This window comes from Pedobacter terrae, assembly GCF_036946585.1.
Taxonomy (GTDB): Bacteria; Bacteroidota; Bacteroidia; order Sphingobacteriales; family Sphingobacteriaceae; genus Pedobacter; species Pedobacter terrae_C.
This window is the reverse complement of sequence record NZ_JAQIIV010000002.1, coordinates 74,849-100,861: the sequence shown is the minus strand read 5'-3', so window position 1 is coordinate 100,861 and position 26,013 is coordinate 74,849. Positions and strand designations below refer to the sequence as shown.

General features: G+C 40.7%; 25 protein-coding genes. 2 read left to right on the top strand and 23 right to left on the bottom strand.

The features are described 5' to 3' along the window. The 23 genes from PGN18_RS02950 to PGN18_RS02840 form a co-directional block, all read right to left on the bottom strand. Nucleotides 1-3,552 (bottom strand): DUF6443 domain-containing protein, encoded by a 3,552-nt coding sequence (locus PGN18_RS02950; RefSeq protein WP_335317870.1) that lies wholly within the window; start codon nt 3,550-3,552, stop codon nt 1-3. A gap of 8 nt (nt 3,553-3,560) precedes the next feature. Then, entirely contained in the window at nt 3,561-6,947 is a 3,387-nt protein-coding gene (locus PGN18_RS02945) for a hypothetical protein (protein ID WP_335317869.1), read from the bottom strand. Between the two features lie 49 nt (nt 6,948-6,996). After that, the gene (locus tag PGN18_RS02940) at nt 6,997-8,136 is read right to left on the bottom strand and encodes a type II secretion system F family protein (RefSeq protein ID WP_335317868.1); all 1,140 of its coding nucleotides are present in this window, start codon (nt 8,134-8,136) and stop codon (nt 6,997-6,999) included. 1 nt (nt 8,137) lies between these two features. Continuing rightward, nucleotides 8,138-8,614, bottom strand: coding sequence for a hypothetical protein (locus tag PGN18_RS02935; RefSeq protein WP_335317867.1), 477 nt, complete (start codon nt 8,612-8,614; stop codon nt 8,138-8,140). Then, entirely contained in the window at nt 8,595-8,960 is a 366-nt protein-coding gene (locus PGN18_RS02930; protein WP_335317866.1) for a PulJ/GspJ family protein, read from the bottom strand. Before PGN18_RS02930 ends, PGN18_RS02935 begins: the two co-directional genes overlap by 20 nt. Continuing rightward, a complete protein-coding gene (locus tag PGN18_RS02925) occupies nt 8,948-10,186 on the bottom strand; it encodes a hypothetical protein (protein WP_335317865.1) in 1,239 nt (412 codons plus the stop codon). Before PGN18_RS02925 ends, PGN18_RS02930 begins: the two co-directional genes overlap by 13 nt. 175 nt (nt 10,187-10,361) lie before the next feature. Next, nucleotides 10,362-11,267, bottom strand: coding sequence for a hypothetical protein (locus tag PGN18_RS02920; protein WP_335317864.1), 906 nt, complete (start codon nt 11,265-11,267; stop codon nt 10,362-10,364). Next, on the bottom strand, nt 11,264-11,980 hold the full coding sequence (locus tag PGN18_RS02915; RefSeq protein ID WP_335317863.1) for a hypothetical protein: 717 nt from the start codon (nt 11,978-11,980) through the stop codon (nt 11,264-11,266). Before PGN18_RS02915 ends, PGN18_RS02920 begins: the two co-directional genes overlap by 4 nt. Next, complete coding sequence (locus PGN18_RS02910; protein ID WP_335317862.1) at nt 11,977-12,963, bottom strand: hypothetical protein; 987 nt, start codon at nt 12,961-12,963, stop codon at nt 11,977-11,979. Before PGN18_RS02910 ends, PGN18_RS02915 begins: the two co-directional genes overlap by 4 nt. After that, nucleotides 12,960-13,340 (bottom strand): hypothetical protein, encoded by a 381-nt coding sequence (locus PGN18_RS02905; protein ID WP_335317861.1) that lies wholly within the window; start codon nt 13,338-13,340, stop codon nt 12,960-12,962. The genes PGN18_RS02910 and PGN18_RS02905 overlap by 4 nt, the downstream gene beginning before the upstream one ends. A gap of 36 nt (nt 13,341-13,376) precedes the next feature. After that, nucleotides 13,377-14,018 carry a hypothetical protein gene (locus PGN18_RS02900; protein ID WP_335317860.1) on the bottom strand — a complete coding sequence of 214 codons (642 nt, stop codon included), beginning with the start codon at nt 14,016-14,018 and terminating at the stop codon, nt 13,377-13,379. 3 nt (nt 14,019-14,021) lie between these two features. After that, nucleotides 14,022-15,050, bottom strand: a complete 1,029-nt coding sequence (locus tag PGN18_RS02895; RefSeq protein WP_335317859.1) for a hypothetical protein — start codon at nt 15,048-15,050, stop codon at nt 14,022-14,024. A 2-nt stretch (nt 15,051-15,052) separates the two neighbouring features. Continuing rightward, nucleotides 15,053-16,009 carry a hypothetical protein gene (locus PGN18_RS02890; RefSeq protein ID WP_335317858.1) on the bottom strand — a complete coding sequence of 319 codons (957 nt, stop codon included), beginning with the start codon at nt 16,007-16,009 and terminating at the stop codon, nt 15,053-15,055. Continuing rightward, nucleotides 16,009-16,254 carry a hypothetical protein gene (locus PGN18_RS02885; protein WP_335317857.1) on the bottom strand — a complete coding sequence of 82 codons (246 nt, stop codon included), beginning with the start codon at nt 16,252-16,254 and terminating at the stop codon, nt 16,009-16,011. Before PGN18_RS02885 ends, PGN18_RS02890 begins: the two co-directional genes overlap by 1 nt. A gap of 141 nt (nt 16,255-16,395) precedes the next feature. Continuing rightward, entirely contained in the window at nt 16,396-17,022 is a 627-nt protein-coding gene (locus tag PGN18_RS02880) for a hypothetical protein (protein ID WP_335317856.1), read from the bottom strand. Next, nucleotides 17,019-17,636 (bottom strand): toxin-antitoxin system YwqK family antitoxin, encoded by a 618-nt coding sequence (locus PGN18_RS02875; protein ID WP_335317855.1) that lies wholly within the window; start codon nt 17,634-17,636, stop codon nt 17,019-17,021. The genes PGN18_RS02880 and PGN18_RS02875 overlap by 4 nt, the downstream gene beginning before the upstream one ends. Further along, nucleotides 17,633-18,124 carry a hypothetical protein gene (locus PGN18_RS02870; protein WP_335317854.1) on the bottom strand — a complete coding sequence of 164 codons (492 nt, stop codon included), beginning with the start codon at nt 18,122-18,124 and terminating at the stop codon, nt 17,633-17,635. The genes PGN18_RS02875 and PGN18_RS02870 overlap by 4 nt, the downstream gene beginning before the upstream one ends. Continuing rightward, complete coding sequence (locus PGN18_RS02865) at nt 18,121-18,420, bottom strand: hypothetical protein (protein WP_335317853.1); 300 nt, start codon at nt 18,418-18,420, stop codon at nt 18,121-18,123. The genes PGN18_RS02870 and PGN18_RS02865 overlap by 4 nt, the downstream gene beginning before the upstream one ends. Next, nucleotides 18,377-19,069 carry a fibronectin type III domain-containing protein gene (locus PGN18_RS02860; protein WP_335317852.1) on the bottom strand — a complete coding sequence of 231 codons (693 nt, stop codon included), beginning with the start codon at nt 19,067-19,069 and terminating at the stop codon, nt 18,377-18,379. Before PGN18_RS02860 ends, PGN18_RS02865 begins: the two co-directional genes overlap by 44 nt. A 3-nt stretch (nt 19,070-19,072) precedes the next feature. Further along, complete coding sequence (locus PGN18_RS02855) at nt 19,073-19,915, bottom strand: LytR/AlgR family response regulator transcription factor (protein ID WP_335317851.1); 843 nt, start codon at nt 19,913-19,915, stop codon at nt 19,073-19,075. 977 nt (nt 19,916-20,892) lie between these two features. Then, the gene (locus tag PGN18_RS02850; RefSeq protein WP_335317850.1) at nt 20,893-22,344 is read right to left on the bottom strand and encodes an MFS transporter; all 1,452 of its coding nucleotides are present in this window, start codon (nt 22,342-22,344) and stop codon (nt 20,893-20,895) included. 105 nt (nt 22,345-22,449) lie between these two features. Then, nucleotides 22,450-23,091 carry an alpha-ketoglutarate-dependent dioxygenase AlkB family protein gene (locus PGN18_RS02845; RefSeq protein WP_335317849.1) on the bottom strand — a complete coding sequence of 214 codons (642 nt, stop codon included), beginning with the start codon at nt 23,089-23,091 and terminating at the stop codon, nt 22,450-22,452. Next, entirely contained in the window at nt 23,070-23,564 is a 495-nt protein-coding gene (locus PGN18_RS02840; RefSeq protein ID WP_335317848.1) for a hypothetical protein, read from the bottom strand. The genes PGN18_RS02845 and PGN18_RS02840 overlap by 22 nt, the downstream gene beginning before the upstream one ends. Nucleotides 23,565-23,778: 214 nt before the next feature. Between PGN18_RS02840 and PGN18_RS02835 the strand changes: the two genes are divergently transcribed. Together PGN18_RS02835 and PGN18_RS02830 are read left to right on the top strand one after the other, a co-directional pair. Then, nucleotides 23,779-24,507 (top strand): ImuA family protein, encoded by a 729-nt coding sequence (locus tag PGN18_RS02835; RefSeq protein WP_335317847.1) that lies wholly within the window; start codon nt 23,779-23,781, stop codon nt 24,505-24,507. Then, the gene (locus PGN18_RS02830; RefSeq protein ID WP_335317846.1) at nt 24,507-26,009 is read left to right on the top strand and encodes a Y-family DNA polymerase; all 1,503 of its coding nucleotides are present in this window, start codon (nt 24,507-24,509) and stop codon (nt 26,007-26,009) included. The genes PGN18_RS02835 and PGN18_RS02830 overlap by 1 nt, the downstream gene beginning before the upstream one ends. The last annotated feature ends 4 nt before the right edge of the window (nt 26,010-26,013 follow it).

Sequence of the window (26,013 nt, the reverse complement as noted above, 5' to 3'; positions counted from 1 at the left end):
TTATTTTTTTAGTTTGAAGCCTCCAATTACAGGAAAGGGCTGGGAAATGATCGCCTCTCTTCCTCCTCCAGGCTGTCCATACTTAGGGCGTGCTCTTGAGTAATTACCAGGTCCGGAAGGAGATTTTGTTTGAAGTATCAATGACTCAAAGGTAAAAACCCCTAGCTGTGGCGCATTGGGAAGAGCCAATTTAGATTGGGCTCCTTTACTGGACAAATATGCATCAGGGCTAATGTACTTATTAGAAAATGTCCCGTTTCGATCAAATGGCAACACATAACTTTGTCCATCCCCCGTGGTATATATATTGTCATATTCCCCTTGGGAAACATACCTAAATACAATTTTATTTTGCTGGTTCCTTGATTGCGTGTTCCAATTGGTGACCGCTTCCAAAAAAGATTTTGTATCCCCTTCATTCAGATAATCAACTAGCTGTTGGCTAAATTTCTGCTGTCTGACCACAGCAGACTCATTATCTCCTGACAAAAACAGCATACCTAATAAGCCGTAGATTAATCTAGAAGCCCCCGCCCTTACACCTGTTGAAACCGCCGTTTCAGCTACAGCACTTTCTGTCATTGCTCCCGCCAGAATAAAAGCATTATTGTTTTTTTTCTTTTTAGGATCATCCTGGCTTGAAGACATTTGGCTCTGGAGCTGTGAGAATAGAGCCTGGGCATCCTCGCCAGTATATCTAGTTCCGCCGTTAATCTCTTCAACGGCCATTCCATCCGGATCAATGAACCTGATTGGATTGTTTGCTGCATAATTGTATGGAGACATTCTTCTATCCATCTCCGCTAACGGATCCACCACATTCCACCTACCAATTACCGGATCATAGAACCTTGCGCCGTAATCGTACTGTCCTAGTTCTTCCTGCAACTCCTTGCCATTGTAAAGATACTTATTTACATTGGAATTTGGCGAACCTATTTTTCTTAAACCGAAAGCGTAATAATCGTCACGCTGTATTACCTCTAATGCATATGGAGCTACAGGGCTCTTTTTAAAAGTTACCCGTACATTACCCAAATGGTCACTCAAATTGTATTCATAACTATATACGCCACTACTATTTCTGGCAATGCCTTCCTCTGTATGGATAATATCAATAGTGGTACCATCTGGCTTGTATTCTATACCGTCAACATAGTTCCTAACCGTACCATTGCTGTTTTTAGCTAGTTTGTTACCGGTAGCATCGTAAGCATATGACAAGTTAACAGCTGTACCTGTTGTCCGCACTGCCGTTGCCGGGAGATTAAGATAATTGTAAGTTAAACTGATTCCGCTCAATCCATCTTTGGTTGCATTACCGTTCGCATCGTACTCATAGTTTTGCGTAGTCAGCCCGCTTACGCTCTGCAACCTGTTGCTGCTCCCTAAATTGTAATAGTTATATACTTTGGCACCGGCACCATCACGGTTAAGGCTTTTGATATTGCCCATTACATCATAGGTCAAAACTTCGCTCATCGAAACACCCGCCACTGTGGCCGCTGTTCCCAACCGGTTCAGTTTATCGTAACTATAATTAAATGTATTGGCCGTTGGGTTCGCCGTATTGCTCCCGTCCCAGTATTGTTTGGTGATGTTACCGTTATAGCCCTGTGCAGCACCGTCCTGGTAATCCAGCTTCATGCTAAACTGATCAGAAGTACTGTTCTTCATCCAGCCACGTTCGTTGTAGGCAAAAGTAGTGGCTTGGCTATCGTTGTGCAGGTTCTTTTTGCGTAACTGGCCGATCTCGTTGTATTCGAGGTGGTTCAGCGCGATTTCACCTTTTCCATTGATGTTTTCAAAGGTAGCGATCTTGCGGCCTACGTGATCGTATTCGTAGCGGTTGGCAATGGTAGTCACCGTACCGCCTAACGTGTGGGTACGCTTACTGGCTTTCAGGCTGCCATCAAAGTTCCAGGTATTGTCTACCACGTCGGTACCGTTCAGGTGGTTACTACTTTTGCTTCGTATGATACGCCCTTCCAGGTCGTAATAGTTTACCGTAAGCAACATGGTACCCGTTCCCAGGTTCTTTACCTTGGTACCCGTAAGCAGGCTTTTAGTACGTGCCGCAGGGGCCTCGCCTGTTCCAGGCTGGCCGAAAGTATTACCTGTAAAATCATAATCGTCGTAGTAGTTTACCGTTAGCAAATTACCGCCACCCTGTGGAAAGGACTTCCCGTCATAATCTGCTCCGCTACGCATTTCCCATAAGGATTTTGAATTATCACCATTGGCAATCTGCTGTGCCTGGGTATCCAGTTCAACCTGCAGAGCATTTTTCGATGTACGCTGTGGAACCATTGCAGTATCGGCAGCAGTTCCGGCCCTTACGTAAAGCCCAGTAATCACGGTACGGCCAAAGGCATCATATTTGGTATAGATCCACTCCTGTGGGCTTTTGTTCCGCTGGTTCGCATCCTGGCTCATCACCACCTGGTCGAGCTTGTTGTATACCATAAACTGCCAGCCCTTGCCAGGGATCTTTTTTTCCGTCAGCCTTTTCCGCCCATCGTAACGGTAACCATAGATAAACTGATCAAAAACCGTCTGGCTTTCATCAAAACTGCTGATCGGTGCAGGCAGCCTGTCTGTATGCTCGTTTACCCCAGGTGGCAGTACATAACGCAGGTTGCCCAGGTCGTCGTACACATAATAGGTATCCAGTCTTTTGCCATCCGTTTCCCATATCCGTTTCAGTACCACACGCCCTTCAAAATCCTTAAATTCTTCGGTGGTTCCGGCCTTTAGGTCTGCTTCTTTCCAGTTCTCATCCTTCATGATGGTTTTGTAGAGTTTGCCAGGGAGGTAAAAACTGGCCAATGAACCGTTATCGGTACCATTGATCGTCCAAAGTTTTACCTCACCCTGCACATTGGTGCCATATATGGTTTTGAGCGTATGGCCGGCACTAATCTGCCAGTCGGCGCCCGGAGCGCCTTGCTGCTGCACACGGTTTAACGGCGAAGCTTCGAAAACTGTTTCGGCAAAGGGATAGGAAGTTGCCTTTACTCCTGCTGTCGGGCTGTTATAAAAGGAAAGCTGATCGGCCAGCGCACCTGAACGATAACTGCCGGTGGTCCCTGTCTGCGCTGCATAGGACTGGTATTTAAATTGCTCACGGCCAAAAGCATCATAGGCCACAGGCTGTACAATATCCTTAAAACCAGGGCTGCCCTGTACCTGCACGGTCTGCGAGGGTCTGCCGAGGCCGTCAAAATACTGGATGGACTGGTTTTCTTCGCATACGTCGCGGCTGTTGCCCAGCGTGCCATCGGTAACCGGTTTTTTAAAGATGCGGGTAAGGATATAGTTTTGGTTGCTGCTCGGTGTTGAAGTCAGTGGCTGGCAGTTAAGGTAGGTCAGCCCGGTGGTAAAGATCCGCACAGGTCCCGTGGTATGGAAACCGTTGGTCAGTGTTACGCTCAAAGGCGCACTGATTTCGCTTTCTCCGTTGTAGACCGATACCACTTTTTGGGCTGAAGTTTGGCCACCAAGCAGCAATAGTACTGCCGCGGCACAAAAATATTTTAGATGTTGTTTCATGGAGCGCCTTAGTTTTTATAGTGGTAGTCGGTTTGTTTTAAAATGTTTCCATTCTGATCTTTAATCGTTTTTAAACGCTGAAAGGCATCATATTCGTAATAGGTGGTCATGCCTTTGGCATCGGTCATACTCGTCATACCCACAAGAGGCTTATAAGTGTAAGAGGTGATGTATGCGTCCGGAAGATTAACCCGTAGGGGTGCAAGAAAATTTATAATTTGCGCATCACTAGGCTTTAAGATTTTCTCAAACACAGAAATTCCTGATTCTGTAAGAATATCTAACACAGCTGAATAATCTACATTTTTAATCTCAGCAATAATATACTCTCTATTGTAACTATATATGTATATGGTTTTTTGCTTGGTATTCTTTTTCTGAAAAACGGGTTTTCCTAACCCATTGATTTCCTGATTTGACAATCTTTTTATATAAGAAGTCGGAATATTTAAAAAGTCATAATGATCGGAGACTAATGTTGTCTCAATGTCTGCCTCATATAAGCCTTTTAAATAGAACGGCTTAAACGATTGGCCAGAGATATTACCGAAATCATATTCATAAACAATGCCAGATCTAATATGTTCAACTCCGTTTCTAATGATCGAACTTGTTTCCTGAATTGGTAAATTTACCAGATTCTTTTCTAACATTCCGCTAAGAAGTAGGGAGCTTGCATTATTTAAGTAATAATCTTGCGCATAATAGTATTTTTGCCTATTCTCCAATCCATTACTTCCAAAACTCCTTTGCTCTTTCAATTTATAATTTAATGGGGAATAAATATAGGCATTTGAAGCTATGGTGTTACCTTGATTTGAGTACGTTATTAAAGTATCACAAGACAATAGAAACGCATCTGAATCAATAGGGTATGCTACAGCGGTTAACCCGTTTACGATGATATTAGTCCCAGTGGGAAAATTGTATACTGTATTTGCCCCGATCTTTATACCGAAGGCCCTTGTCAAAGAGCCAGAAAATATATTATAACTATATCTTTTCTTCAATTGGAGTTCGAAACTGCCATTTGCGTACTTAAATATAGACTCTTCAATAGGTAGGCCACGCTTCCAATCCTGAGGCGAATTAGGAGGAAAAGGAGCATAACTTTCATTATTTATATCATCTGCATAACTGTAACGATAAGTAGTCTTTCCTTGTACTCCATCTAAACCATTCATAACTGTTACATCTGTATATCCGACATAAGATCCCTTAGTATTTATTAATGTATAGTTTGATCCAGAACTATAAACCACGTTATCGCAATAATAATGCTCATTCTCAACCCTTATATCTCTAGTATAATTTGGGAGTCCACTTACCTTGCCACTACTCTCACTAGTTTTAGGATCATTATAGTCATAACTTGTCCAAAGTATATCTGTCGGGGAAAATTCTCTTTTTATTTTTTTTATCCTGAGGCCTGGTCCGTTATAGGTATTTAATCCTGCCACAACAGCAATTTTACCAATGAGGCTTGTTGCAAAATAAACACGTTGGAGCATATGAAATTCCACTGTTATATCTCCATATATTGTATATGTGCCAGGTTCTGTTATAAGGAATGATTCTTCAGTATTAACGCGTATTGGCATCAAAGAATTATCTGGCTTCCTTAAACTTACGTTAATGGAACAACTGCACTGAGAATCATATCCATCTACATCGGTTTTTGATCTTACTTTCATTGGTCCACCTACCAGTTGCTCAGGAGTAACTACGAATGATTTAGAATACGAATAGTTTAGACCATCTACAGTAGCACCAGGTTCACTGTTTGTACCAGAAAGCCCCCCAAGATAGATTTCCTCTTCATCGCCATCAATGTTCCGAAGTGAACGGTACGTATTACCTTCATAATTATAAGACACTTTTCCCCCGCTTGGATATATTATATCTGTAAGTATTGTTTCTTTAGTATATTGAGGATTAACCTTCTTCTTAGCTCCAGCAGAACGTCCAAATTCAATATACGACACAGAGGTACCGTAATTATCTGATCCATTAAAAAAACCCCAATGATCTTGAGCATGTGAGTTTCTAGATGGAAGTCCGTTACCATAGTAATAAATGAACTTATAAGCAGGAAGGATGATTCCATTAGATTCTTCTTTTAATGAATCTAATCGTAGCCTATAATGATCCATTGGCCTAAAGATCATAGGAGTATTTACACCAGTTCCATTATTCTCAAAATAACTTGTAAAAAGTTTAAATCTTTTCAACATATGATGAGAATTATATATTTCGATAGAACTAAGACTGCTGTCACCTGGCAAATCCGTTCGTTGTTCTCCAGCTGTTCGAAAATGAATTTCCCCATCCGAAAACCGTATCTCACTTAATCTTTTAGCCATTACAGTATTCTCTGAATAACTGAATATCGTACTTTTGTTGCAATCGATATTGAGTGTTTTAGGAACTGATATAGTTTCTCCACCTTTAGTGACAAAGTTTTGAATATGATTTTGATAAAAGAACTTGACATTGTTCCCCCTTGAATCTTCGATTTCTGTTAATAACCATGAACTGATTTCCGAACTGTAACCTGAAGTATTGGCTGGATGAGTAGAGAAAATAGTTGTCACACTGCTTTCAGTAAGCTCCCTATCCTTGAACTTATACTTAACTCCACTGCCATCAGTTATTATCCAATCGAACCCTTCGATGGCTTCTTGCACTTTAATGTTTTCACTCTTCGGCATAGTAACCCAGGCTCCATCTAATCCTTTAAACATCTTACAATTTATATCTCTCAAGCTCAAATAATAAATATCTGGTTCGGCATCTTTTATTCCCTGATGTACATTATACAGATAATCCATTCGCTCCTGATATGCCATTTGATTATTTATATATCTATTAACATCTACCAAAGTTAAGATATCATCTGGACGGCCACGAGCAGACCGAGTTATTGTCCCAGAGGCATTTAATGCCCACCCAAGACCTACTCTTGATGCAATATCGTCTACTTTATTGCCACCTGCATGATAGCTCATGGCAATATCAACTACGATATCTCCCTTCTGTACAGTATAAATGGGTATTGATATTTGTGGAATTCCAGTATAATTAGAGACAGGAATCTCCGAAAATTTCTGTAAAGAAGCTGCTTCTGGAGATACGGGAAGAATAGATACAGTTGATTCGCGACTAAAACCTGTCGAGTTTTGAGCGAATAAATATTGAAAAAGTAATACCTGTAGAAATAGTACAATACAAAATGACTTCATAGATTTTGTAGTTTGATTTAAAAGTATATTGATAACGATAAAAAATAAAACCTCTTTGACGAACGATCCTTTGGAAGTGATGAAGTTAATTAGGTCATGATAAATCGGGCAATTAAATACCATTTTTTGCGATCTGCAATTTGTACTTTTCATTTGAGGAAAATTGTTGTTGTAATGCATTAATATTAGATTATTTAAAGATTTAAAAACTACTGCTCATCTGGAACATCGGCAGGTACATCGCAATCAGGATTACCCCTACCACCAGCCCTAAAAAGATGATGATTAAGGGTTCCAGCAAGCCACTAATGGCGTTCGTTTTGTATTCTACCTCTTCGGTATATTGCTCGGCCAATTGTTCAAAAAAGTATTCGAGGCGGTTTACCTCTTCGGCAATTTTGATCATCTGGATAAATTTGCCGGGGTAAAAATCATATTTGGACAGTGCTGCCGAGAGGCTGCTTCCTAAAAGGATGTCTTTTTCGGCCAGACGCAGCGAATTTTCTACCGGGTAAAAAGTAATCATCTGCCTGACCAGTTCCAGGGCCTGTAGCAAAGGGGTATTGGTTTCGGTGAGTAAGCGCATGGTATTTGCAAAACGGGCCAGGTAAACCTTACGTGTAATTTCGCCCACAATTGGAATGCGCAGTAAAAGCAAGGAAGCTCCTTTTTTAAACCAGAATTTATTGCGGTTAATAAAATACAGCGCAACTATTGCCACGATTACAAAGAGCATGAGGTAGATGTAGCGGTCGAACCAATCGGAAAAACTGACAATAAGGGAAGTGATATAGGGTAACTTGCCACCAAAACGTTTAAATACGTCGGCAAACATAGGTACCACAAACTTGATCATAAAAAACACCGCCGCAAAAGAAGTGAACAATACCAACAAAGGATAGGTAATGGCACCAATAATTTTGCGTTGCTGGCTAATTTTAGATTTGTAATATTTGGCCAGCTCGCCCAATACCTCGCCCAGTTTACCTGTTTCCTCGCCTATTTTTACACTGTAATACTCGTATGGACTGAATTTCGATTCAAACTGCATGGTTTCAGAAAGTGATTTACCCGCTATTACTTGCTTTTGCACTGCAGAAAAAAGTTCCATATCTTTTTTTTGGGTATAAGAACCTGCGGTAATTTCGAGAGCGGAGCGGATATCAATTCCCGACCGTATGAGCGTGCCCAGTTCATTGTAAAATCCTTCCTTTTTCTTGTCGGACAATTTACCCTTGCCAAAAGAAATGTCTTTACTCAAAAAATCAGCAAGACTTGCTGTTTCCTTTTCTTTGGATGCACTTGTTTTTTTCTGGATTTTTGAGATATCTATTGATGGCATGCTATTTTAGTAAATCGTGAGCACTGTAAAATTTCCCTAAGGTGACCGGGATCGTCTGTTGTTTTTCCATTTTAAGCACCAGACTAATGTGGTCAACGGTATCCATTTCCAGCGCTTCTCTTTCTTCAAAGCGGAAGCGGGTTTCGACCGGTGTGAAATGAAAGCTATCGGTACGCAAATTTTCTAACTTTCGGAGGATGGCCGTGTCTGCAAATTGGTAGGTGATATTCAAACTATCTCCAGTAATGTTGAAACCTTCGGCTGTTCTGATCAGGTAGCGGCCTTTAGCCACATCTTTTTCCATTGTTCTGCGTAAAGTAAGTACCTCTTCTGCAACAGCATTTTTTTTCTGAAAGGCCCGAAAATAGTCTCCAACCATTTTGTATGCGGTGTAACAGATGTTCATGCATATTGCAGCAAGCAGCATGGCAATTGCTATTTCCATCAATGTATAGGCCTCAATTTTCTTTGTTTTCATCCTTCATTTTTAAAAGAAACCTGATATGACCTGCCGGAGCTCCATGGTCATTTGCCTTGATCTCTACTGTTTGCACGGTTGAAGCGGCCTGTTTAACCTCAGTTATTTCGTAATTGACACTATCCATCTGAAGTTTTTTCTGTTGAATACTTCCGCGTTCCATAACCTGCATCCTAAGGACCTCCATCTGCTGACCAATCTGTACCTTCCGCATGGATACACCACCGCTCAGCACATTAGAAAAAAGCCCCATCGCAATAGAAAACACCACCATAATAATCACCATGGCAATGAGTACCTCTATCAGTGTAGAAGCTTCCAGCTTTTTGCTTTTCAATTTTGCCATCTCAGTATTTTTTGCGTTTCAGCCGCCCCTGTAAATATGGCCGAACTGAGGTACACCCGGCTCCTGGCCTTTCTGTTTAGTATTACATCAATGAGGAAATTCTCATAGAGCGTGGCAGGCGTTTGCATGATAAAGCGGTTACAGGAAACCTTTCCGGCTACCTTTACCTGCTTGCCGAGTTTAATCAATCCGGTGGCATACACTTCACCTTGGACGATGGTTTGCTCGCCCAGACCTATTAAGGTTTGCAGCGCCGATCGTTTGGGTTCGTAACTAAAAATGATGCCTTCAAAGCGGTTGTTTTTCCCCAGCGTAATCTTGGCCTGATCGACCATTTTTTCCTTACTAACCAGCCCCAGCACCGATGGGTAACTCAGGTTAACATCATTTCCGATCACAATCGAATCCCTGGCGAAAAGCTGGCAATTACCTTTAAAACCATCAGCCACTACAATGCTTCTGGCATAAATGATGGTATTATCCAGCTTTGACGCTGCTGATACCTCCACCGTTGTATCTGAATATAGAATAACCTGACCTGAAAACTGGTTGGTAATCTGTCCCAGGGTTGATATGTTAAACTTTTTGGCTTTGGCGAAAAAAGAAACCTGCTCATCGCCTCCACTTAAAATGGGAAGCTTTGTATGATCAAAATCAAGCTCCGTTTCTATTTCCTTGATCCAAGTATTCTCTAATCCGGCCAGGGTTCGTTTACTATCGGCAATTTTACCGTACACCAGCTGATCGCCCGAATAGGGCCGGCTATCTACATACGATTTACGCATGCCCGCTTTGGGCACTTCCACATTGCCGGTAATGCGGGTATCGCCGCTTACCGATAGCGGCCTGTCTTCATCACTCAGGTAAAGTACCACCGCATCGTTGGTGGTTTCCTGTCCCATCAGAAAACTCCGTTTTAGGGTATCAGTCAGCACAAAACTTTTAACGGTAGCCAGGGTAAAAATGCCCCAGTGTTTGGTTTCAATGAATACACTATCGGTCTGGTCGCCAAAAAGATCTAATGCAATATTATTGTCTTTGGCATTCGCATTTTGAGTCAGTACATACGCTATTCCCGAATCCATATTTCTGCTGAGCCGGGCCATCCGGATCTCTTTCAGGTAACTTCCGCGATAATGCGCGGCCAGCATGATCAGCGATGCACAGATCAAAGCGATAATGAAAGCGACAATAATGGAGAAATATAAAGCGCCGGCTTTTAGCATAATTGAGGTTCATTGGTTTATTAGTCATTGCTACACGGGTCATTAGTCAATGGTTCATTAGTCATTAGTTTATTAGTTCATGGTCGATGGTCAAATTGCCTATTGCGATTGTTAATAATTGCTCATTAAAAAACTGCGAACTGAAAACTGCCAACTGGAAACTGATACCTGTTTACTATTTTACTTTCTTCTTCAGTTCATTGATTTCTTTCTGCTGGCTGATCATGTGAAGCGTTAGTTCTTCTATTTTTTTAAGTAAAAGTTTATTCATTTCGCCCAGTTCGATTCCATTTTCTTTTACATCTTTAGCAGACGGGATATCGGGCAGGTGTTTGTTTGCCTTGATGTAACCTTCCAATGCTTCCAACGTTCCAACCTTATAACCCTTATCAAAAACATAATCGGGCCAGTTAGTGGCTTCTACTTTGAGTTCCTGTGCCCTGATTTTACCGTTTACAGCGAGTTTAAATCCTTTTGTGTCAGTTGTACCTAAACCCAAATTGCCATTCAAATAATTTAATCCACTGCTACGACTGTAAATTGTCCCCTCATCACTTTTTCCTGAAGAATTGACGTAGGAATCTATCGATGTTTTAAAGCTATGGGCAGGTCCGTTAATCTCCTGGTAAGGCAACGCGTTTTGTACACCATCAAAAATGCGCGGATTCTGAACAGCATCAGATTTAACATAATAAGTGGTTCCACCACCTTTAAGCCATATTATAAAATCATAGGACGTATTACTGCCGGTTGCATCCCTGTATCCAGATATGAATGCCACATCCGGATTCATACCGCTATTACCAGCCTGATTTATATACACATCGGTAAACCTGGCACCATTTCCCCATCTTGTATTATGAAAAATAAATTTTGACATTAATGAACCTCTCCAGTTCCCATTCTGGTGTACATCTGATCTGCCGATTTCTAGTTGAGTTGGCCGGCTGCTATCAAAGTTAACATCAGAAAATACTACCGGATAAAATTTATCCAGATCACCACCAACAGTAAAGGATGTTTGAGCGAGTACTGTTATGAAGAATGACATAAACAGGACGGAAAGCATCAACTTTTTCATTTCTTAATTTTATTTTTTTTTGTTTTTTGATTTTGTTGCTGAAGTGTTACTACTTTTTTATTGATGGCAATCAACTGTAAAGTAAGTTCTTCTACTTTTTTTAACAGGAGCTTATTCATTTCGCCCAGTGCTATTCCACTTTCTTCCACATCTTTAACACTCGGCATTTCTGGCAAATGCTTATTTATTTTAATATAACTTTCCAAGGCTTCCAACGTCTCAACTTTGTAATCTTCAGCAAAAACATAATCGGGCCAATCGGTTGCTTGTACTTTAATTTCTCTGGCGCGGATGTTGCCATTTACGGAGAGTTTTTCGGGTGCATTAATTACTCCGATACCAAGGTTCCCGGTGTTGCTTAGATTCATCATTACGTGTTCTGTATCCGTGCCAGCGTCTCTTTTTAGCCACTGAAAAAGTGGAAATGTAGGCCTGCTATCAATCCTAAATGCAGCACCCAAAAAAGCATTGTTCTTGTTGACTTCTCTGAAGTTTACGCTCATATTGAAAAGCGGTGCAGTTCCGCCAACTTCTGTATTTAATCCAAGCGGTATATCGGCGTTTGAAATCAGGATGTTTCCTTTAATATCTAGTTTTTCTTGCGGCGTTGATGTGCCGATGCCCACGTTCCCTTGAGCAGGAAATGTATTTACTTGTGCAAAAACGAATTTTACAGCTGAAGTAAATATCAATGTCAATATTGTCTTTTTCATTTTAATTGTTTTATAAATTCCAGTTTTTTTAATCTTTCCTCCACCTTTGATAGCTTTTTAGCCTGTATTCCTAATTGCTTCTCTTTTTCGATAAGATGCAAAGTGAGTTCTTCCACTTTTTGTAAGAGTTTAATATTTAGTTCGCCCAGGTTTACACCTTTTTCTACCATCTCCTTCGCTGTTGGGATTTCGGGCAGGTGTTTATTGGTTTTTACAAATTTTTCAAGTTCTGCCAGTTCTGGTAGTTTATAATCATGCTCAAACACAAAATCGGCGCCTGCATTAGTAGAAACCCTTATTTCGCGGGCTCCGATTTTACCTGCAACGGTGAGCATATCAGTTGGGCTGGTTGTGCCGATGCCTACATTTCCATTTGCCAGTGCTTTTATCGCAATTGATGCTCCTTTTTGAGTATCCGTTAAATTTCCGACATAAAGTTCCCATTCGTTTGTCATGGGTAAAAATTTGTTGACCGTTAAATCATTGCCCGTAGCGCTTAATGGCGTAAATGAACTGTTAAAGTTTATGGATCTTATTTTGATATCAACCTTAAGTGGTGCATCTGTTGATCCATAGTTATTTATTGCCCGAATCCTAAACCTGGGGTAGCCATATTGGGGATTACAATCAACCGTAAAATTTTGATACCAGTCTAGATATTTGTTCCTGTTTATACAGCCGGTTTCCCGCCAGGAATTCGGGTTGACATGAGAAATTGCTGCAATGTGCGTAGCGGCTGCAGCGATATTCCCCCGAGTATAATTAATTGAAATTTCATAATAGCCCGAGGCACCTGCCGAAATGGGCTGGACACCCACAAATTCTATATAATCGCCAATGGCAAAGTTAGCTGGGAAGGTGACACTGGTTTCGTAATTATCAACACTTGAGTTTACAACCGTATTTTCTGGTGTTTGTTCAGCTGCATTTATTTGACCTTTTACGAAGATCAATAAGAGCATTAAGATGGCATAGCGTTTCATTTTTGTTTAGTTTTAAATGTAGTTTTTTGTTTTTCTATCAATTGTCTTTCGAGTATTCTAATTTTCTTTTCTTGCGCCACGATATGCAGGGTAAGTTCTTCCTGGCTCTTTAACAGTTTTTTCACCAAATCGCCCAGGTCTATACCATTGCTTTCTACTTCTTTTGCACTCGGCATTTCAGGCAGATGTTTATTCAGCTTGATATAACTTTCCAATTCTTCCAACGTTCCAACCTGATAACCCTCCTCAAAAACATAATTGGGCCAGTTAGTGGTTTCTACTTTGATTTCTCTTGCACGGATATTGCCATTTACGGCCAATTTTTCGCGAGGCATGCCAGTGCCTATGCCTACATCGCCATTAGCTTTAATTGTCATTGAAATACCCCATTTAAAGATCTGACATTCAATTACTTAACTTGGTGTATTGGTATAAAATAAAATACCTCCCTGATGATTCTGCCCATTTCCTGGAATTACGATGGAAGCTCCAGACATTGAGGGATGTGTATTGGCAATCTTCTGATCATCATTGTCAGAAAAAAACAGGTTAGAAGACATAAGCACAGTCCCATGATTATTAGAGCTAAAATTGGCATAGTTCTTTGTGCTCGTGTTAGCGTTTATTTGACCAAAAGCAGCATTAAAGTTTTTAATATTACCAAGTACATCCAGTCTTGCTGTTGGATTGACAATCCCTATACCCACATTTCCTGAACTTACCCTCAGTCCTCCTCGCTGGATATCTATATAGCTATTTTGATATGAAATTCCCGGATCGAGTATGATGCCTGTGTCCCAGCTAAGTTTTAATTGTTGACATGCTGGCGCAAGCCAAGACCCAGGTGTACGGTAGATCCCATAATTCAAAGGTCCTCCATATACCAGGTAATCCCATCGGGTGTATCGCTCCATCATTAAGATTATTAAAACTAATTTTTCCGCAGGGTTTAAGGTACCAATGCCAACATTTCCACCGTTGGTAGGAAATACACTTTGTGCTGAAACCGGCCCAAAGCTTGAACTAAAGAATACAAGAGCGAGAATTTTCTTCATATTTTAACCTTTGATATTTTTCCTGATGATTAACAATTCTTTCATCACGCGATCAATCTGTTGCTGTTGTTTTTTATTGATTGCTTTTTCATCATAAAGCTGTTTTTCTTTTTCAATAAGGTGAAGGGTAAGCTCCTCAACCTTTTGCAACAGCTTAATATTTAATTCTCCCAGGTTTACTCCGTTTTCTATCATCTGTTTGGCCGTCGGGATTTCAGGAAGATGCTTATTCGTTTTTACGAATTTTTCCAGTTCGGCTAATTCAGGAAGTTTATAATGAGGTTCGAATACGAAATCGGCACCGGCATTGGTAGAAACTTTAATTTCACGGGCACCGATTTTACCAGCTACAGTAAGCATATCGGTTGGGTTGGTTGTGCCGATTCCTACATTTCCATTGCCCATCATCCTTAATAGCTGTTTCTCCTGACTAGCATTATTATAACTATAAAAAGCAAACCCACCCTGAGATCCGGCACCTTCGTTAGCAACAAAATCAGTCTCTCCATCTCCGGCAGTCCTATTCCAGCCCATCAGCATTTTACCTGTACCTGCCAGGCTTTGATACGCAACAGGGTTTCCGGACATATCAAGGTTTGCATACTGTCCTCCAAACTTTACCGTACCCATCACATCTAATGTCGCACTAGGATCTGATGTACCAATGCCTACATATCCATTGTATTGCCAGGTCATAGCGTGCTGATCTGGCACATTGTTTTGATTGGCTGCTCCGTTTACAAAAAGGTCTAACCTCGAACCCCACACATTCGGGCCACCATGAGCAATCCTAAATTCTGCCGATTCAGGATAACTGTAATTGGGTGTCCCTGACCGCGAAAACTTCAACAACGATTGTGCAGCCGAAACTACACCAGCTGGTTTGCTATCTGGATTAACTAATATATGTAATGGCGCATTGGGATTAAGCGTACCAATTCCTGCCGGGCCATTATTAGGAAAGGTATTCTGTGCATAAGTCAGGCTGCTTCCAAACATTATGGAGCAGAGCGTTAAAAATTTAAATTTCATATTTAATGTTTTTGTTTATCAATTTTTGATTTGTCCGCTTCTAACAGATCCATCCTTTTAATCAGCGCATCGATTTTCTTATCTTTTTCAATCAGATGCAAAGTAAGTTCTTCTACCTTTTGTAACAGCTTAATATTTAGTTCACCTAAATTTACTCCGTTTTCTATCATCTGTTTGGCAGTAGGGATTTCAGGAAGGTGTTTATTGGTTTTTACAAATTTTTCAAGGTTAGTTAAAGTAGGAAGTTTATAATGAGGTTCGAATACGAAATCGGCACCGGCATTAGTAGAAACTTTAATCTCGCGGGCACCAATTTTACCGGCTACAGTAAGGGCATCCGTCAGATTTGCGGTACCAATGCCCACATTTCCGTTCACACCAGATATAACCAATGAATTATTAGTAACCAGACTGCCATCGCCATTATACACCTGAATATGCAGATTTTGATCGTTGCCACCATTATTGATCTGAAATGCTTTACCCGAAGGATCGAATATGGCTCCTGTGCCTGACTCTCTGTTAAAAGCCAAAGTGCCAAAATATGGATTGGCACCGGGGTTGATACTTACACCAGTACTTTCAGAGCGAATGGTAAGTGTAGAGTTAGGGGTTTTGGTACCAATACCGACATTACCATTAGTCTCAAGCAGAACTTTTGACCATAATTGCCCTGCATTATTGCTAGTCTTTCTAAAATACAGTTCTTGATCCCAAAAACTACCCGCAAATTGCATGGCAAAATTATTAGCGGAATTGCTGTGGCGAACATCTAACAAATGCCACCAACTATTAGCGCCTGCCGGGTAGTTTACCGGATTAACGGTTTCAAAGAAGCCTGATACTGCACCAGCATCGCCTTGCAAACCTGCATTGTCTCTTGTACCGGTTTGTGCATTAACTATTAACGAGGTAAAGCAGAATAAGGTGAGGGCTATTAATTTGATGTTTTTTTTCATTACTTTATTTTATTTAAAATTTCATTAAGCATTTTCTCTTGCTTGGCCAACTTTGTTTCCACATCTGAAACTTTAACACGTTGAATATTTAACTGCTTATCTTTTTCGATGAGGTGTAAAGTCAATTCTTCAATTTTCTTTAATAATAACTTATTCATCTCACCCAATTCTAGTCCATTAGCAGCAACTTCTTTTGCAGATGGTATATTAGGCAAGTGTTTATTCGCCTTAATGTATCTTTCCAACTCTTGCAACTTTCCAATGTTATAACCTTCTTCAAAAACATAATCTGGCCAGTTAGTAGCTTCTACTTTAATTTCCCTTGATCTTATGATTCCATTAACAGCTAGCCTCTCAGTTGGGTTAGTGATTCCGATTCCTACGTTTCAGAGAGGTGTCCCATCTGTTTTCGTTGCTAGAACAGTATTTCCATCTAAAGATTTAATCACATCCAGATCTCCTCCATCAGCATTCACGCCCACTCCGTTTCCATGTTGGTATACTCCTCTAAGGGACCAGTTTTTCGCCCCTGTAATGCCTGAATATCCTAATGAGACAACGCCCATGACATTTTTTTCCGGTAAGTTGGCCTGATCCAAAATAATCTTGAGATTACCATTTACTACCAATCGTTCACTGGGTGCTGAAGTGCCGATCCCAACATTACCGGTTCCCATTAAAGTCAAAATTGTTTTCGGGCCATTTTTATAGGCTCCTAACATGATGTATGGGTTAGCGGGGTCACTCACATAATTTAAATGAAATTCATCTTCAGAACCATTTGTACTTTCTGAAAAAGCACCTTTAAATAAGATAGTACCAACATCGCCACTCAAACTTGGGGCGAGCCTAAGTACCGCCCGGCGACCTTCGATCTGAGCTACTGTTCCACCGAACCAGGAAGTTGGATTTAATGTACCAATACCCACATTTCCCGGGTTTGGGAAAGTATTTTGGGCAAACAATAATTTGCCTGTAAATAAAGAGAGGCCAATTAAGATGATTTTTTTCATTGCTTTGTTTTTTTATCTTTTTTAAAAATAGATTTCAACCAACGCGTAATTTTCACTGCCCTGCTGGGTTGGTAAGCCATAACCTTACCTTTTTTATAGCTAATTACCTGAATGCTATCTGCACTCATCCGCTTTTCCAGTTTTCCATTTAATAAACCATCACAGTATTTTCCTCTTTCCAACAGAATACCATCCTGATCGTATTTTTCAAACCTGCCGTTGGCTTTACCTGAAGAATAATTTACAATTGAATCCAGTTTTCCGTCCTCACCCCAGTTTTTCCATTTACCTGTTTTCAGGCCCATTTCGTATAACCCTTGGGTTTTAAGTCCTTTGGTATCGTAAAATTCATTATATATACCATCCAGCAGTTTACCACTATAACCACCTTGGGTATAACGGATCTGGTTGCCGCTAAACCAGGCATAGCTACGGTCAGATTTCATATTACCTAACCCTGTTTCTGGTTTTTGCACATAAAAAACGGCTTTGTAATGATCGTAATTAACGGTATGGGTATAATGATCTACGTTAAAATAGGAGGTTATACGTTGCGCATCGGCTTTAAAAAACAGCATGCACAATAAGAGCATGGTGATATAAACTAACTTCATTGTTTTATTGATAAAAATTTTGTTGCATTCTGGTACTCGACTTTTATCGAATCGCCAATCCTTTTTATAAATTTTAAGCCATTTGCACGTTCACCCTCACTAAGCATTACTTCTTTCCCATTCACGCTGATAATGGCTACATGCGTTTTTTCTGCACGGTTATAAATCTGTCCACTGTAAATAATCCCCGACCAATTTACCTGAGGTTTGAACGGAGCAGGCGCGGAAGGTATTGCTGGTGTGGATGGTTTAACCAACGGTTCGGGTTCTGGACTGGTTAAGGCAAAAGGGTCTGCATAGTTCATTGCCAATGTAACCTCATCTTTTGCATGATCAACCATATTAAAATAAGGTTCTTTGATTGTCCTCGAATTAACAGGTACATCATCTTCGGCATTCAGTCCGGCAAAAACCCGATAAAAAATGATACCCCATACAGCTGCCACACAACAGATGAGTAAGTAAGTAGTTCTTTTACTCTTCATCATTGTTGTATGGTAAACGTCCTGATCTCACTATAGGCTCCGGCATTCCCAGCCTTATCAAAAGCCCTTACTCTCCAGGCAATGGTTTCACCCACGTTGCCTGCATCAAAAACGTGTTCGGTAGAAGTTACCATCTGCGGATAACTTTTACTGTAGGGTGTCTGCTCATCGCTTTGGTATACCGATATTTCATAGCGTTCAGCATCAGCGAGTTTATTCCAGGTTAGCCTTACCGGCCGGGATACGGCTTGCTTGTTAGAGGGGGGTACTGAGCAATACACGTTCAGGCCCTGTAGCATCGTAGGTAAAGCTTCTTACATTACTCCATTTCGAATTCTCTGCACTGTTTTCTGCCCGTACACGGAATTGATAGGTTCCTTCTTTGCTCAAGGTTTGTAAAAAGCCCAGGTTATCGGTTGTAATGTTAAGCGTCATGTTATTTTCATCCAGAAAATTATTATTATCTACCTGCAAGCGATATACTTTGGCACCAAAAAGCTTAAGCCATTCGTATCTTACATCAGGTTTTGAAAAATAAAGTCCACTTGATGGAACGGTAAGCTGTACACTCTGCTCTTTAAGACTGGAGGGAAATATTTCGAGCGAACGGGTACTATAGCTACTCGCACTACTCCCGTTTTCGCCCCTCACCCGCCATTCATATTTTCCCGGGTCCATGGTATATACAAATTTTTCAGTTTTGATCAAGGTATCCAACACCATTTTACTTACACTGTCAAATTTTGGCTCAACGATCTGTAACCTGTAAAAGAGGGCATCAGCCATTGGATCCCACCAAAAAGTTTGCTGATAGCTATTGGTTTCCAGTTTATTGGCCGGAGCCAGAATGGCTATCTCCCTGTTTTCTATAGAAGGCTCTATAAATTCACTGCAGCCCGTCAGCAATAGCAAAACACTTCCCACTAAAAGATTTATATTTTTTTTCATCGTTTAAAACTGTATATTAATTTCGCCCATGGCCTGCAAATTTATCAGAATTCCGCCAAGAGTAATTAGAGCTGCTGCCAATCTGGAGTAAGAAAAGATTTGAACACCAGCCTTTTTTTTAATCATTTTTTGTGCTTTTTTTTCAAAAAAAGCCTTCCGGTATGTGCTACCTATCAGAAGTTTATCCGTTTCATTGCCATTGAGCATGACGGTATTCCCTTCTATAGCGGTAATTTTTTCATCATTAATGATGTAAGATTTATGTATCCGGCTGAAACAGCTAGCAGGTAAACTATCTTCCATTTCTTTCATAGAATTGTGGCAGGAAAAACGCTGGTCGTTTTCCATATGGAGGACAACATAGTTCTGCATGGCCTGTATGTAGATCAGTTGATCGCATTTGATTAGGAATTCTTTCAGGCCTTTGGAATCTGCTTTGATAAAAAAAGAATCTACCACCTGCTGCTTCCTGGTGCCATGTACCGAATGGGCCAGTTGCGTAAGATGGTCAAATTTATTGATACATTTTACAAAACGGTTAAATGTAACCGGTCTGAGCAGGTAATCAAATGCGGAATGCTCAAAAGCTTCGAAAGCCATCTCCGTATTTCCGGATATTAAAACAATAGAGGAAAACTGTTTGATACGCTCCAGCCAGCCATTGTTACTGTTTAAAAATGCAACATCAACAAAAACGACATCTGGTCTGATGGAATATACCGGATCAAAATTTTCTGGCCGCTGTACCGCATATCCCTTTAATTGAGAAAGCGGATAGTCATTTATGTACACACATAAAGATTCTATGGTATGTAGTTCACCAATTACGTAACAGCTGATCTTCATGCTTTATTCTAAAATATACCATTGCCATGCCACTTACAAGACATTAAAATTTATTATTGATTAAAGCAGAAACCGACTGGTTTGTTTATGAATCCTGGGATGGAATAATACCTGTAAAGCAGGATATTTTGAGAGAAGCATTAACAATAGACGAGTACATTTTTTTGCCGTTTAACCTTGGTCTAATATCTTTAAAAAAATAGAAATAGCAAAAGAACAGCAAACAAAAAAATAATTAATTGCATTAACGAGCAGTAATCAGGTAAATACAATTGAAATTTTAGTTGACGCGAAAAAATAACGCCACATAAGCACTTAAAATCGTAAGCATTTCGTTACAAAAAGAATCTAATAAATTACATCTGTCTTCTTAAAATGCGCTAGGTGCATACACTCATTATTTAGCTTGTGATTTTCTATTTAAGATAGTTTCATTACCAATAATTCATTACTTAAAAAATTATCATTTTTGGATCAATGTCAATTATACACATCTTGTTTCATGGCAAAAACGTTTCAGTGAATTAAAGTAGATGATACCAAAAATCAAACACAAGGATGTGGTAAAGGAACTGAAAATATGGAAGTAAATGGAATTGTTACCAGAACCTTTTTTGCAACCGTGCCGCCAACAGTAGAATATACTTTAACCGATCAAAGGGGAAAAATTAGAGCCTTCTATCAGCGAACTTTATAAATGGGGACTGAAGGACGTAATTGAGGTTGATGTTAAAATGGTATTAAGCTAAGGATTTGTAAAACCTGAATAAGCGCGTGAATTTTCCTTTATCAAATTTGCTGCCAGCGCGTGTTTGCCAGAATTTAAAGAATTTTCTGAGACACCAAAGCTAGTTGCATACATTAATGAATCAACAGGTAAACTTATAAAAGCAAAATCAGTAAAATAATTTATGAACTGAAATAATCATCTGCCAGATAAAAGCTCATTTAAAAAAAAGAAACTATATTAAATTCGCTTACTTTAAATTTTCACCATCTTTAAAATGTAACCGTCTAAATACAAGGCCTGATAGTATCGTAAGCACACCCACTACAAGAAAGGTATACCTGAATGCGTTGTGTATATCATCATGGATAAGTTTAACATCTCCCCGAAATATTTTTAAAATAATCAATCCGAAGGCAACCCCAAAGCCGATTGCCAGTTGCTGATTAACAGAGATTAAAGAATTGCCACTACTGGTATGATACTCGCGCAGATCAGCAATAGAAATGGTGTTCATAGCCGTAAATTGAATGGAGTTAAAAAAGCCCATCACCACAATGATTGGTACATAATAATAAATGGACGAACTAATGGCAGGTATCGCCATCGTGCAGATCAAACACCCGATGATAAAAGTATTGGCCATTAAGGTGGTTCTGTAACCAAACCTGTTCAAAATTTTTATGACCTGCGATTTTGCAAGAATAGCGGTAAGTGCCATTGGAGCAATAATCCAGCCCGAAACTACTGCAGATTGGCCATAAGCAATCTGGATCATCATGGGTAACAACAGCGGTATTGCACTGATGCCGAACCGGGTGGCAAGGTTACCAAGTATACCTACCCTAAATGTCCTCACCTGAAATAAATTAAGTGGAAAAATAGGATTATTGTCTGTTACGGCATGTCGATAATAGAAATAAAGCATCAATACACCAAGTGATAAAATAGCCAGGGCGGGTGTAGTGTAAACCTCATCTCCCAGAAGTTCAAGCGAAATGGAGAGCAACAAGGATGCAGCAGCAAATATCAGAAAACCGCGTAAGTCAAAATCAATTACATCAGATCGATAATCAGGCATGTAACGCAAGCTGAGCACAATACCCAAAACGCCCATCGGGATATTAATCAAAAATATCCAGTGCCACGATAGGTAGTCTACCATATACCCTCCAACAAGCGGACCTAGAACCGGCCCAATGAGCGCAGGTATAATGGCAAAATTCATCGCTTTCAATAAATCTTTCTTTGAAAAACTCTTTACCAGCGCTAATTTACCAACCGGTGTCATCAGACTTCCTCCTACCCCCTGTATTATTCTTGAAATGACCAGTTGAGTCAGATTTCCGGAGAGCGAACAGAAAAGAGATCCCGCACTGAAAAGTATTAATGACAAAATAAAAACCCTCTTGGTTCCAAATTTATCAGACAGGAAACCACTTACCGGCATAAACACTGCGAGTGTTAATACATAACCGATAATGGCGTTTTGCATATTCAATGGAGATTGATGGAGATCTTTTGCAATAGCGGGCAGCGATGTGTTGAGTATCGTCGAATCCAGCATCTGCATAAAAATAGCAGTAGCCAAGATCATCGGCAGCACACGTTTTGTAGCTTCTATATTTTTTGATGGTAAATGTTGTGGCATAGCTAAATTGGTCTGTTTTGATCCTATAATTTCAGGTATTTTAAAGTTCAAATATCTTGTCCGGGCACTATGTTAAGGCTCTGGATATAAGCAATAACATCGAACATACAAATTTGGTTGTTTAAATCTCCAAACTTCAATACCTATATAATCATATCAAACAGTTGGATTGATAATCCGCCTAAAGGTTAGGTTTACCCTTGGCCCAATATGTTGAGTAGTCTTGGCAATCCGGTGTTCCCATTTGGCCTGCAAATCACCTTTCATGATTAAAAGAGATCCATGTTCCAGCCTGACAGCATATTTCTCGCGGTGATTTTCTTTCTTTCTGATATCAAAACTCCTCACTGCGCCAAAGGACACTGAGGCAATAACCGGGTGCGATCCCATTACCGTTTCCTTATCACTATGCCAGGCCACCGAATCATTGCCATCACGATAGTAATTGAGCAATACACTATTAAAGATTATTCCAGAAATGGATTCTACCGATTTTTTAAGTTCCAATAGTAATGTTGTCCATTCTATTGGCGTGGATTTGCCAAGGGCGCCATAGTCAATACCGGCAACATCCCCATACCAGGCCGTAAGCCTCGGTGTAAGTATTTCCCGATCGTACATTTTTACAAGCCTTTGCTGCCAGGGGGTGTTTTCAACAAGTGATGTCAGCAACAGATCGCTTTGTTCCTGATTAATAAAACCTGCACGATATTCGAGCACATCTGCGGGTAGTCCTGCAGATTGTCCGCCAGGTGCAAAAAGAGTCAATTGTTCCATTACCTGTTCACCTCTTCCCATCCAAATGATTCTTTTTTATAAACCAGTGGCCTGGCACACAATGAAAAATCATCCGAAAAATCATAGTTGAATACCTGGAAGTTTACCGGCCACTCATCCTTGAGCAGGTCTGGCACAAACTTTGAAAATATGCGTTGAAAGCTTTTAAAACTAATCCCCTCTTTGCAGATGATCATATAAGCAGTATCAGATCTTAACACCACCTTTTCAACCAGATTTGGCCAACGCGAACAGATCTCCTGTGGAAGGCAGTTAAAATACTGTGCATCAATATGTCTCGCCAAACTAATCAGAAGATCTTCGTTCAGCTCATCACCGCTCTGTTGCCTCCAGGTTCCTTGCCATTTTTCCATACTGCCAATTAATTCACCATCCAGCACAATCTTCCAGGGCTCCCCTGCTCCAAAGCGGATCAGCTGATAAACTTCTGATATTCCATCTTTACCCTCAAAAAAATATTCCAACTCCGTCATAAAAACGATCCTTTTTTATTTTTCAAAGATCAAATATAATTAAATTTACTAATTAAATTAGTATTTATTAACATTTTTATATTGCAAAGGCCTGCTATCGTTATCTAAAATCAACTTTGAATAAATTTGTCCACAATTTAAGTATACTAATATTTTTAGTATTATTTTTGCGTGGGTGGTATCGGGATCTTCTCTATATGATTAGCAAAAGGATATGGCGAGTGTTAAAAAGGATATTATTGGCAAACTTCAGGAACAGATCCTGCAACTTCAGGGTTTTAAGCCTGAAGGGAATGCTCATGCAATAGACTTCGGACTGGGCATAATTTCTAACGCTTTCCCGGGTAATGTATTTCCATTGGCTGCCCTGCACGAATTTTTAGCAACAAACCTGGAAGATGCAGCGGCAAGTGGTGGCTTTATCTCCATCCTGCTTGCTGCCCTGATGAAAAAGGGAGGCCTTTGCCTGTGGATCAGTACGCAACGCAAAATCTTCCCACCTTCGCTCATTACTTATGGCCTATCGCCAGATCGTATCATTTTTATTGACCTGCAAAGCGAAAGGGATGTATTATGGGCCAGCGAGGAAGCCCTAAAGTGTGAAAGCCTGGCCGCTGTGGTAACCGAACTGGATGAGATCAGTTTTGCGCAAAGCAGAAGGCTCCAGCTGGTGATCGAAAAAAGCAGGGTTACCGCTTTTGTAATCCGAAAAAATGCTGAAAAGCTTACTTCTACCCTGGCGGCAGCCAGGTGGCGCATATCGGCTATCCCAAGTGGGGCCATTGATGAATTACCCGGACTAGGCTTTGCCAGGTGGCAAGTTGAACTGCTTAAGGTTAAAAACGGAATACCAGGCAACTGGATGATCGAATATGCAGCCGGAGTTTTTAAACCAATAAAACAAGTATCATTTAACGATCTGAAAATCAGGAGGGCGGTGTGATGCAAAAAAGATATATGTCTATATGGTTTTCTACGATGCTTACCGACTGGATCCGCATTAAGCGGCCAGCACTAAAGGATTTGCCGCTTGTTTTTTCAGATAAGACTGGTAACCGAATGGTGATTACTGCTGCCAGTAAAGAAGCTACTTTGCTCGGTATCCATTTAGGAATGCCGCTGGCTGATGCCAAGGCGATTGCTCCTGATTTGGAAGTCATTGAAAACCAATGCCACAAATCCAAAAAACTATTGGCCGCACTTGGCAGGTGGTGCATCCGTTATACACCATTGGTGGCTGTGGAAGAAGACCAGGGCCTGATTTTGGATATCAGCGGCTGTGCTCATCTGTGGGGAGGTGAAAAAGCATATCTGCGCGAAATCGTCAACCGCTTACGTGGGCTGGGTTATGCCGTAAGGGCTGCCATTTCAGATACCATGGGTACATCCTGGGCAGTATCCCGTTATGGAAGGGTTTCGCCCATCATCAAAAGTGGTGAAGAGTTGAATGCACTTCTGCCTCTGCCGCCAATGGCGCTCCGCATTTCGCCAATGGCCAGTCAAAAGCTGATTAAGCTTGGATTAAAGACGATCGGCAGCTTTATTTCCATGCCCCGATCGGTACTGCGCCGAAGGATTGGAGAAGAAAGTATGGAAAGAATCGAGCAGGTATTAGGGCAAAAAGAAGAATTTTTTTCACCAATTACGGTACCCGAAGTTTATAGCGAAAGATTGGCCAGTATGGAGCCGATCAGAACGAGAAAAGGCATTGAAATTGCCATAGAAAAACTGCTATCGCAACTCTGCGCCAGTATGCAAAGAGATGGAGTGGGACTTCGTTCGGCACTATTGCAAAGCTATCGGATAGATGGCCATATTATCAAAACCCGAATTGGCACCAATAGCCCAAGTATCAATACGGGCCACCTTTTCAAGTTGTTTTCACTCCAGATCGATAACATCGAACCCAAAATGGGTATTGATCTTTTCACCATGGATGCGGATAGGTTTGATCAGCTGGATCCAGGTCAGGAAACTTTATGGATAACAGAAAAAAGTATGGGCAACCAAAAAGTCATTGAACTTTTGGATAGGTTGGCAGGAAAACTGGGTACCCAGGTCATTCAACGTTATCTGCCACAGCCACATCACTGGCCGGAACGATCCATCAAAAAAGTAGATTCACTTATTGAGCCGCTTTCTTTACCCTGGCGTACTGATCGTTTGCGCCCGGTACAGCTCCTTAAGGTACCAGAGCCTGTACAGGTTACTGCCCCTATTCCTGATTATCCACCCATGCTGTTTCGTTATCAGGGCGTTACCCATCAGGTAAAAAAGGCAGACGGGCCAGAGCGCATTGAACGTGAATGGTGGCTGGAGGAAGGTGAACACCGGGACTATTACCAGTTGGAAGATGCAGAGGGAAAACGTTACTGGCTCTTTAGGTCCGGACATTATAGTGCAGAGAAAGCCTCTGAATGGTTTATACACGGTTTTTTTGCTTAGTGAA

What these genes read in the sequence shown, in the direction of transcription:
- PGN18_RS02865 (WP_335317853.1), bottom strand. Translation starts at nt 18,420, where the DNA reads ATGCTACAGGGCCTGAACGTGTATTGCTCAGTACCCCCCTCTAACAAG.
- PGN18_RS02870 (WP_335317854.1), bottom strand. Translation starts at nt 18,124, where the DNA reads ATGATGAAGAGTAAAAGAACTACTTACTTACTCATCTGTTGTGTGGCA.
- PGN18_RS02835 (WP_335317847.1), top strand. Translation starts at nt 23,779, where the DNA reads ATGGCGAGTGTTAAAAAGGATATTATTGGCAAACTTCAGGAACAGATC.
- PGN18_RS02845 (WP_335317849.1), bottom strand. Translation starts at nt 23,091, where the DNA reads ATGGGAAGAGGTGAACAGGTAATGGAACAATTGACTCTTTTTGCACCT.
- PGN18_RS02935 (WP_335317867.1), bottom strand. Translation starts at nt 8,614, where the DNA reads ATGAAAACAAAGAAAATTGAGGCCTATACATTGATGGAAATAGCAATT.
- PGN18_RS02950 (WP_335317870.1), bottom strand. Translation starts at nt 3,552, where the DNA reads ATGAAACAACATCTAAAATATTTTTGTGCCGCGGCAGTACTATTGCTG.
- PGN18_RS02890 (WP_335317858.1), bottom strand. Translation starts at nt 16,009, where the DNA reads ATGAAAAAAAACATCAAATTAATAGCCCTCACCTTATTCTGCTTTACC.
- PGN18_RS02945 (WP_335317869.1), bottom strand. Translation starts at nt 6,947, where the DNA reads ATGAAAAGTACAAATTGCAGATCGCAAAAAATGGTATTTAATTGCCCG.
- PGN18_RS02910 (WP_335317862.1), bottom strand. Translation starts at nt 12,963, where the DNA reads ATGAAACGCTATGCCATCTTAATGCTCTTATTGATCTTCGTAAAAGGT.
- PGN18_RS02855 (WP_335317851.1), bottom strand. Translation starts at nt 19,915, where the DNA reads ATGAAGATCAGCTGTTACGTAATTGGTGAACTACATACCATAGAATCT.
- PGN18_RS02915 (WP_335317863.1), bottom strand. Translation starts at nt 11,980, where the DNA reads ATGAAAAAGACAATATTGACATTGATATTTACTTCAGCTGTAAAATTC.
- PGN18_RS02880 (WP_335317856.1), bottom strand. Translation starts at nt 17,022, where the DNA reads ATGAAAAAAATCATCTTAATTGGCCTCTCTTTATTTACAGGCAAATTA.
- PGN18_RS02940 (WP_335317868.1), bottom strand. Translation starts at nt 8,136, where the DNA reads ATGCCATCAATAGATATCTCAAAAATCCAGAAAAAAACAAGTGCATCC.
- PGN18_RS02930 (WP_335317866.1), bottom strand. Translation starts at nt 8,960, where the DNA reads ATGGCAAAATTGAAAAGCAAAAAGCTGGAAGCTTCTACACTGATAGAG.
- PGN18_RS02895 (WP_335317859.1), bottom strand. Translation starts at nt 15,050, where the DNA reads ATGAAATTTAAATTTTTAACGCTCTGCTCCATAATGTTTGGAAGCAGC.
- PGN18_RS02875 (WP_335317855.1), bottom strand. Translation starts at nt 17,636, where the DNA reads ATGAAGTTAGTTTATATCACCATGCTCTTATTGTGCATGCTGTTTTTT.
- PGN18_RS02900 (WP_335317860.1), bottom strand. Translation starts at nt 14,018, where the DNA reads ATGAAGAAAATTCTCGCTCTTGTATTCTTTAGTTCAAGCTTTGGGCCG.
- PGN18_RS02905 (WP_335317861.1), bottom strand. Translation starts at nt 13,340, where the DNA reads ATGACAATTAAAGCTAATGGCGATGTAGGCATAGGCACTGGCATGCCT.
- PGN18_RS02925 (WP_335317865.1), bottom strand. Translation starts at nt 10,186, where the DNA reads ATGCTAAAAGCCGGCGCTTTATATTTCTCCATTATTGTCGCTTTCATT.
- PGN18_RS02860 (WP_335317852.1), bottom strand. Translation starts at nt 19,069, where the DNA reads ATGAAAAAAAATATAAATCTTTTAGTGGGAAGTGTTTTGCTATTGCTG.
- PGN18_RS02840 (WP_335317848.1), bottom strand. Translation starts at nt 23,564, where the DNA reads ATGACGGAGTTGGAATATTTTTTTGAGGGTAAAGATGGAATATCAGAA.
- PGN18_RS02920 (WP_335317864.1), bottom strand. Translation starts at nt 11,267, where the DNA reads ATGAAAAAGTTGATGCTTTCCGTCCTGTTTATGTCATTCTTCATAACA.
- PGN18_RS02830 (WP_335317846.1), top strand. Translation starts at nt 24,507, where the DNA reads ATGCAAAAAAGATATATGTCTATATGGTTTTCTACGATGCTTACCGAC.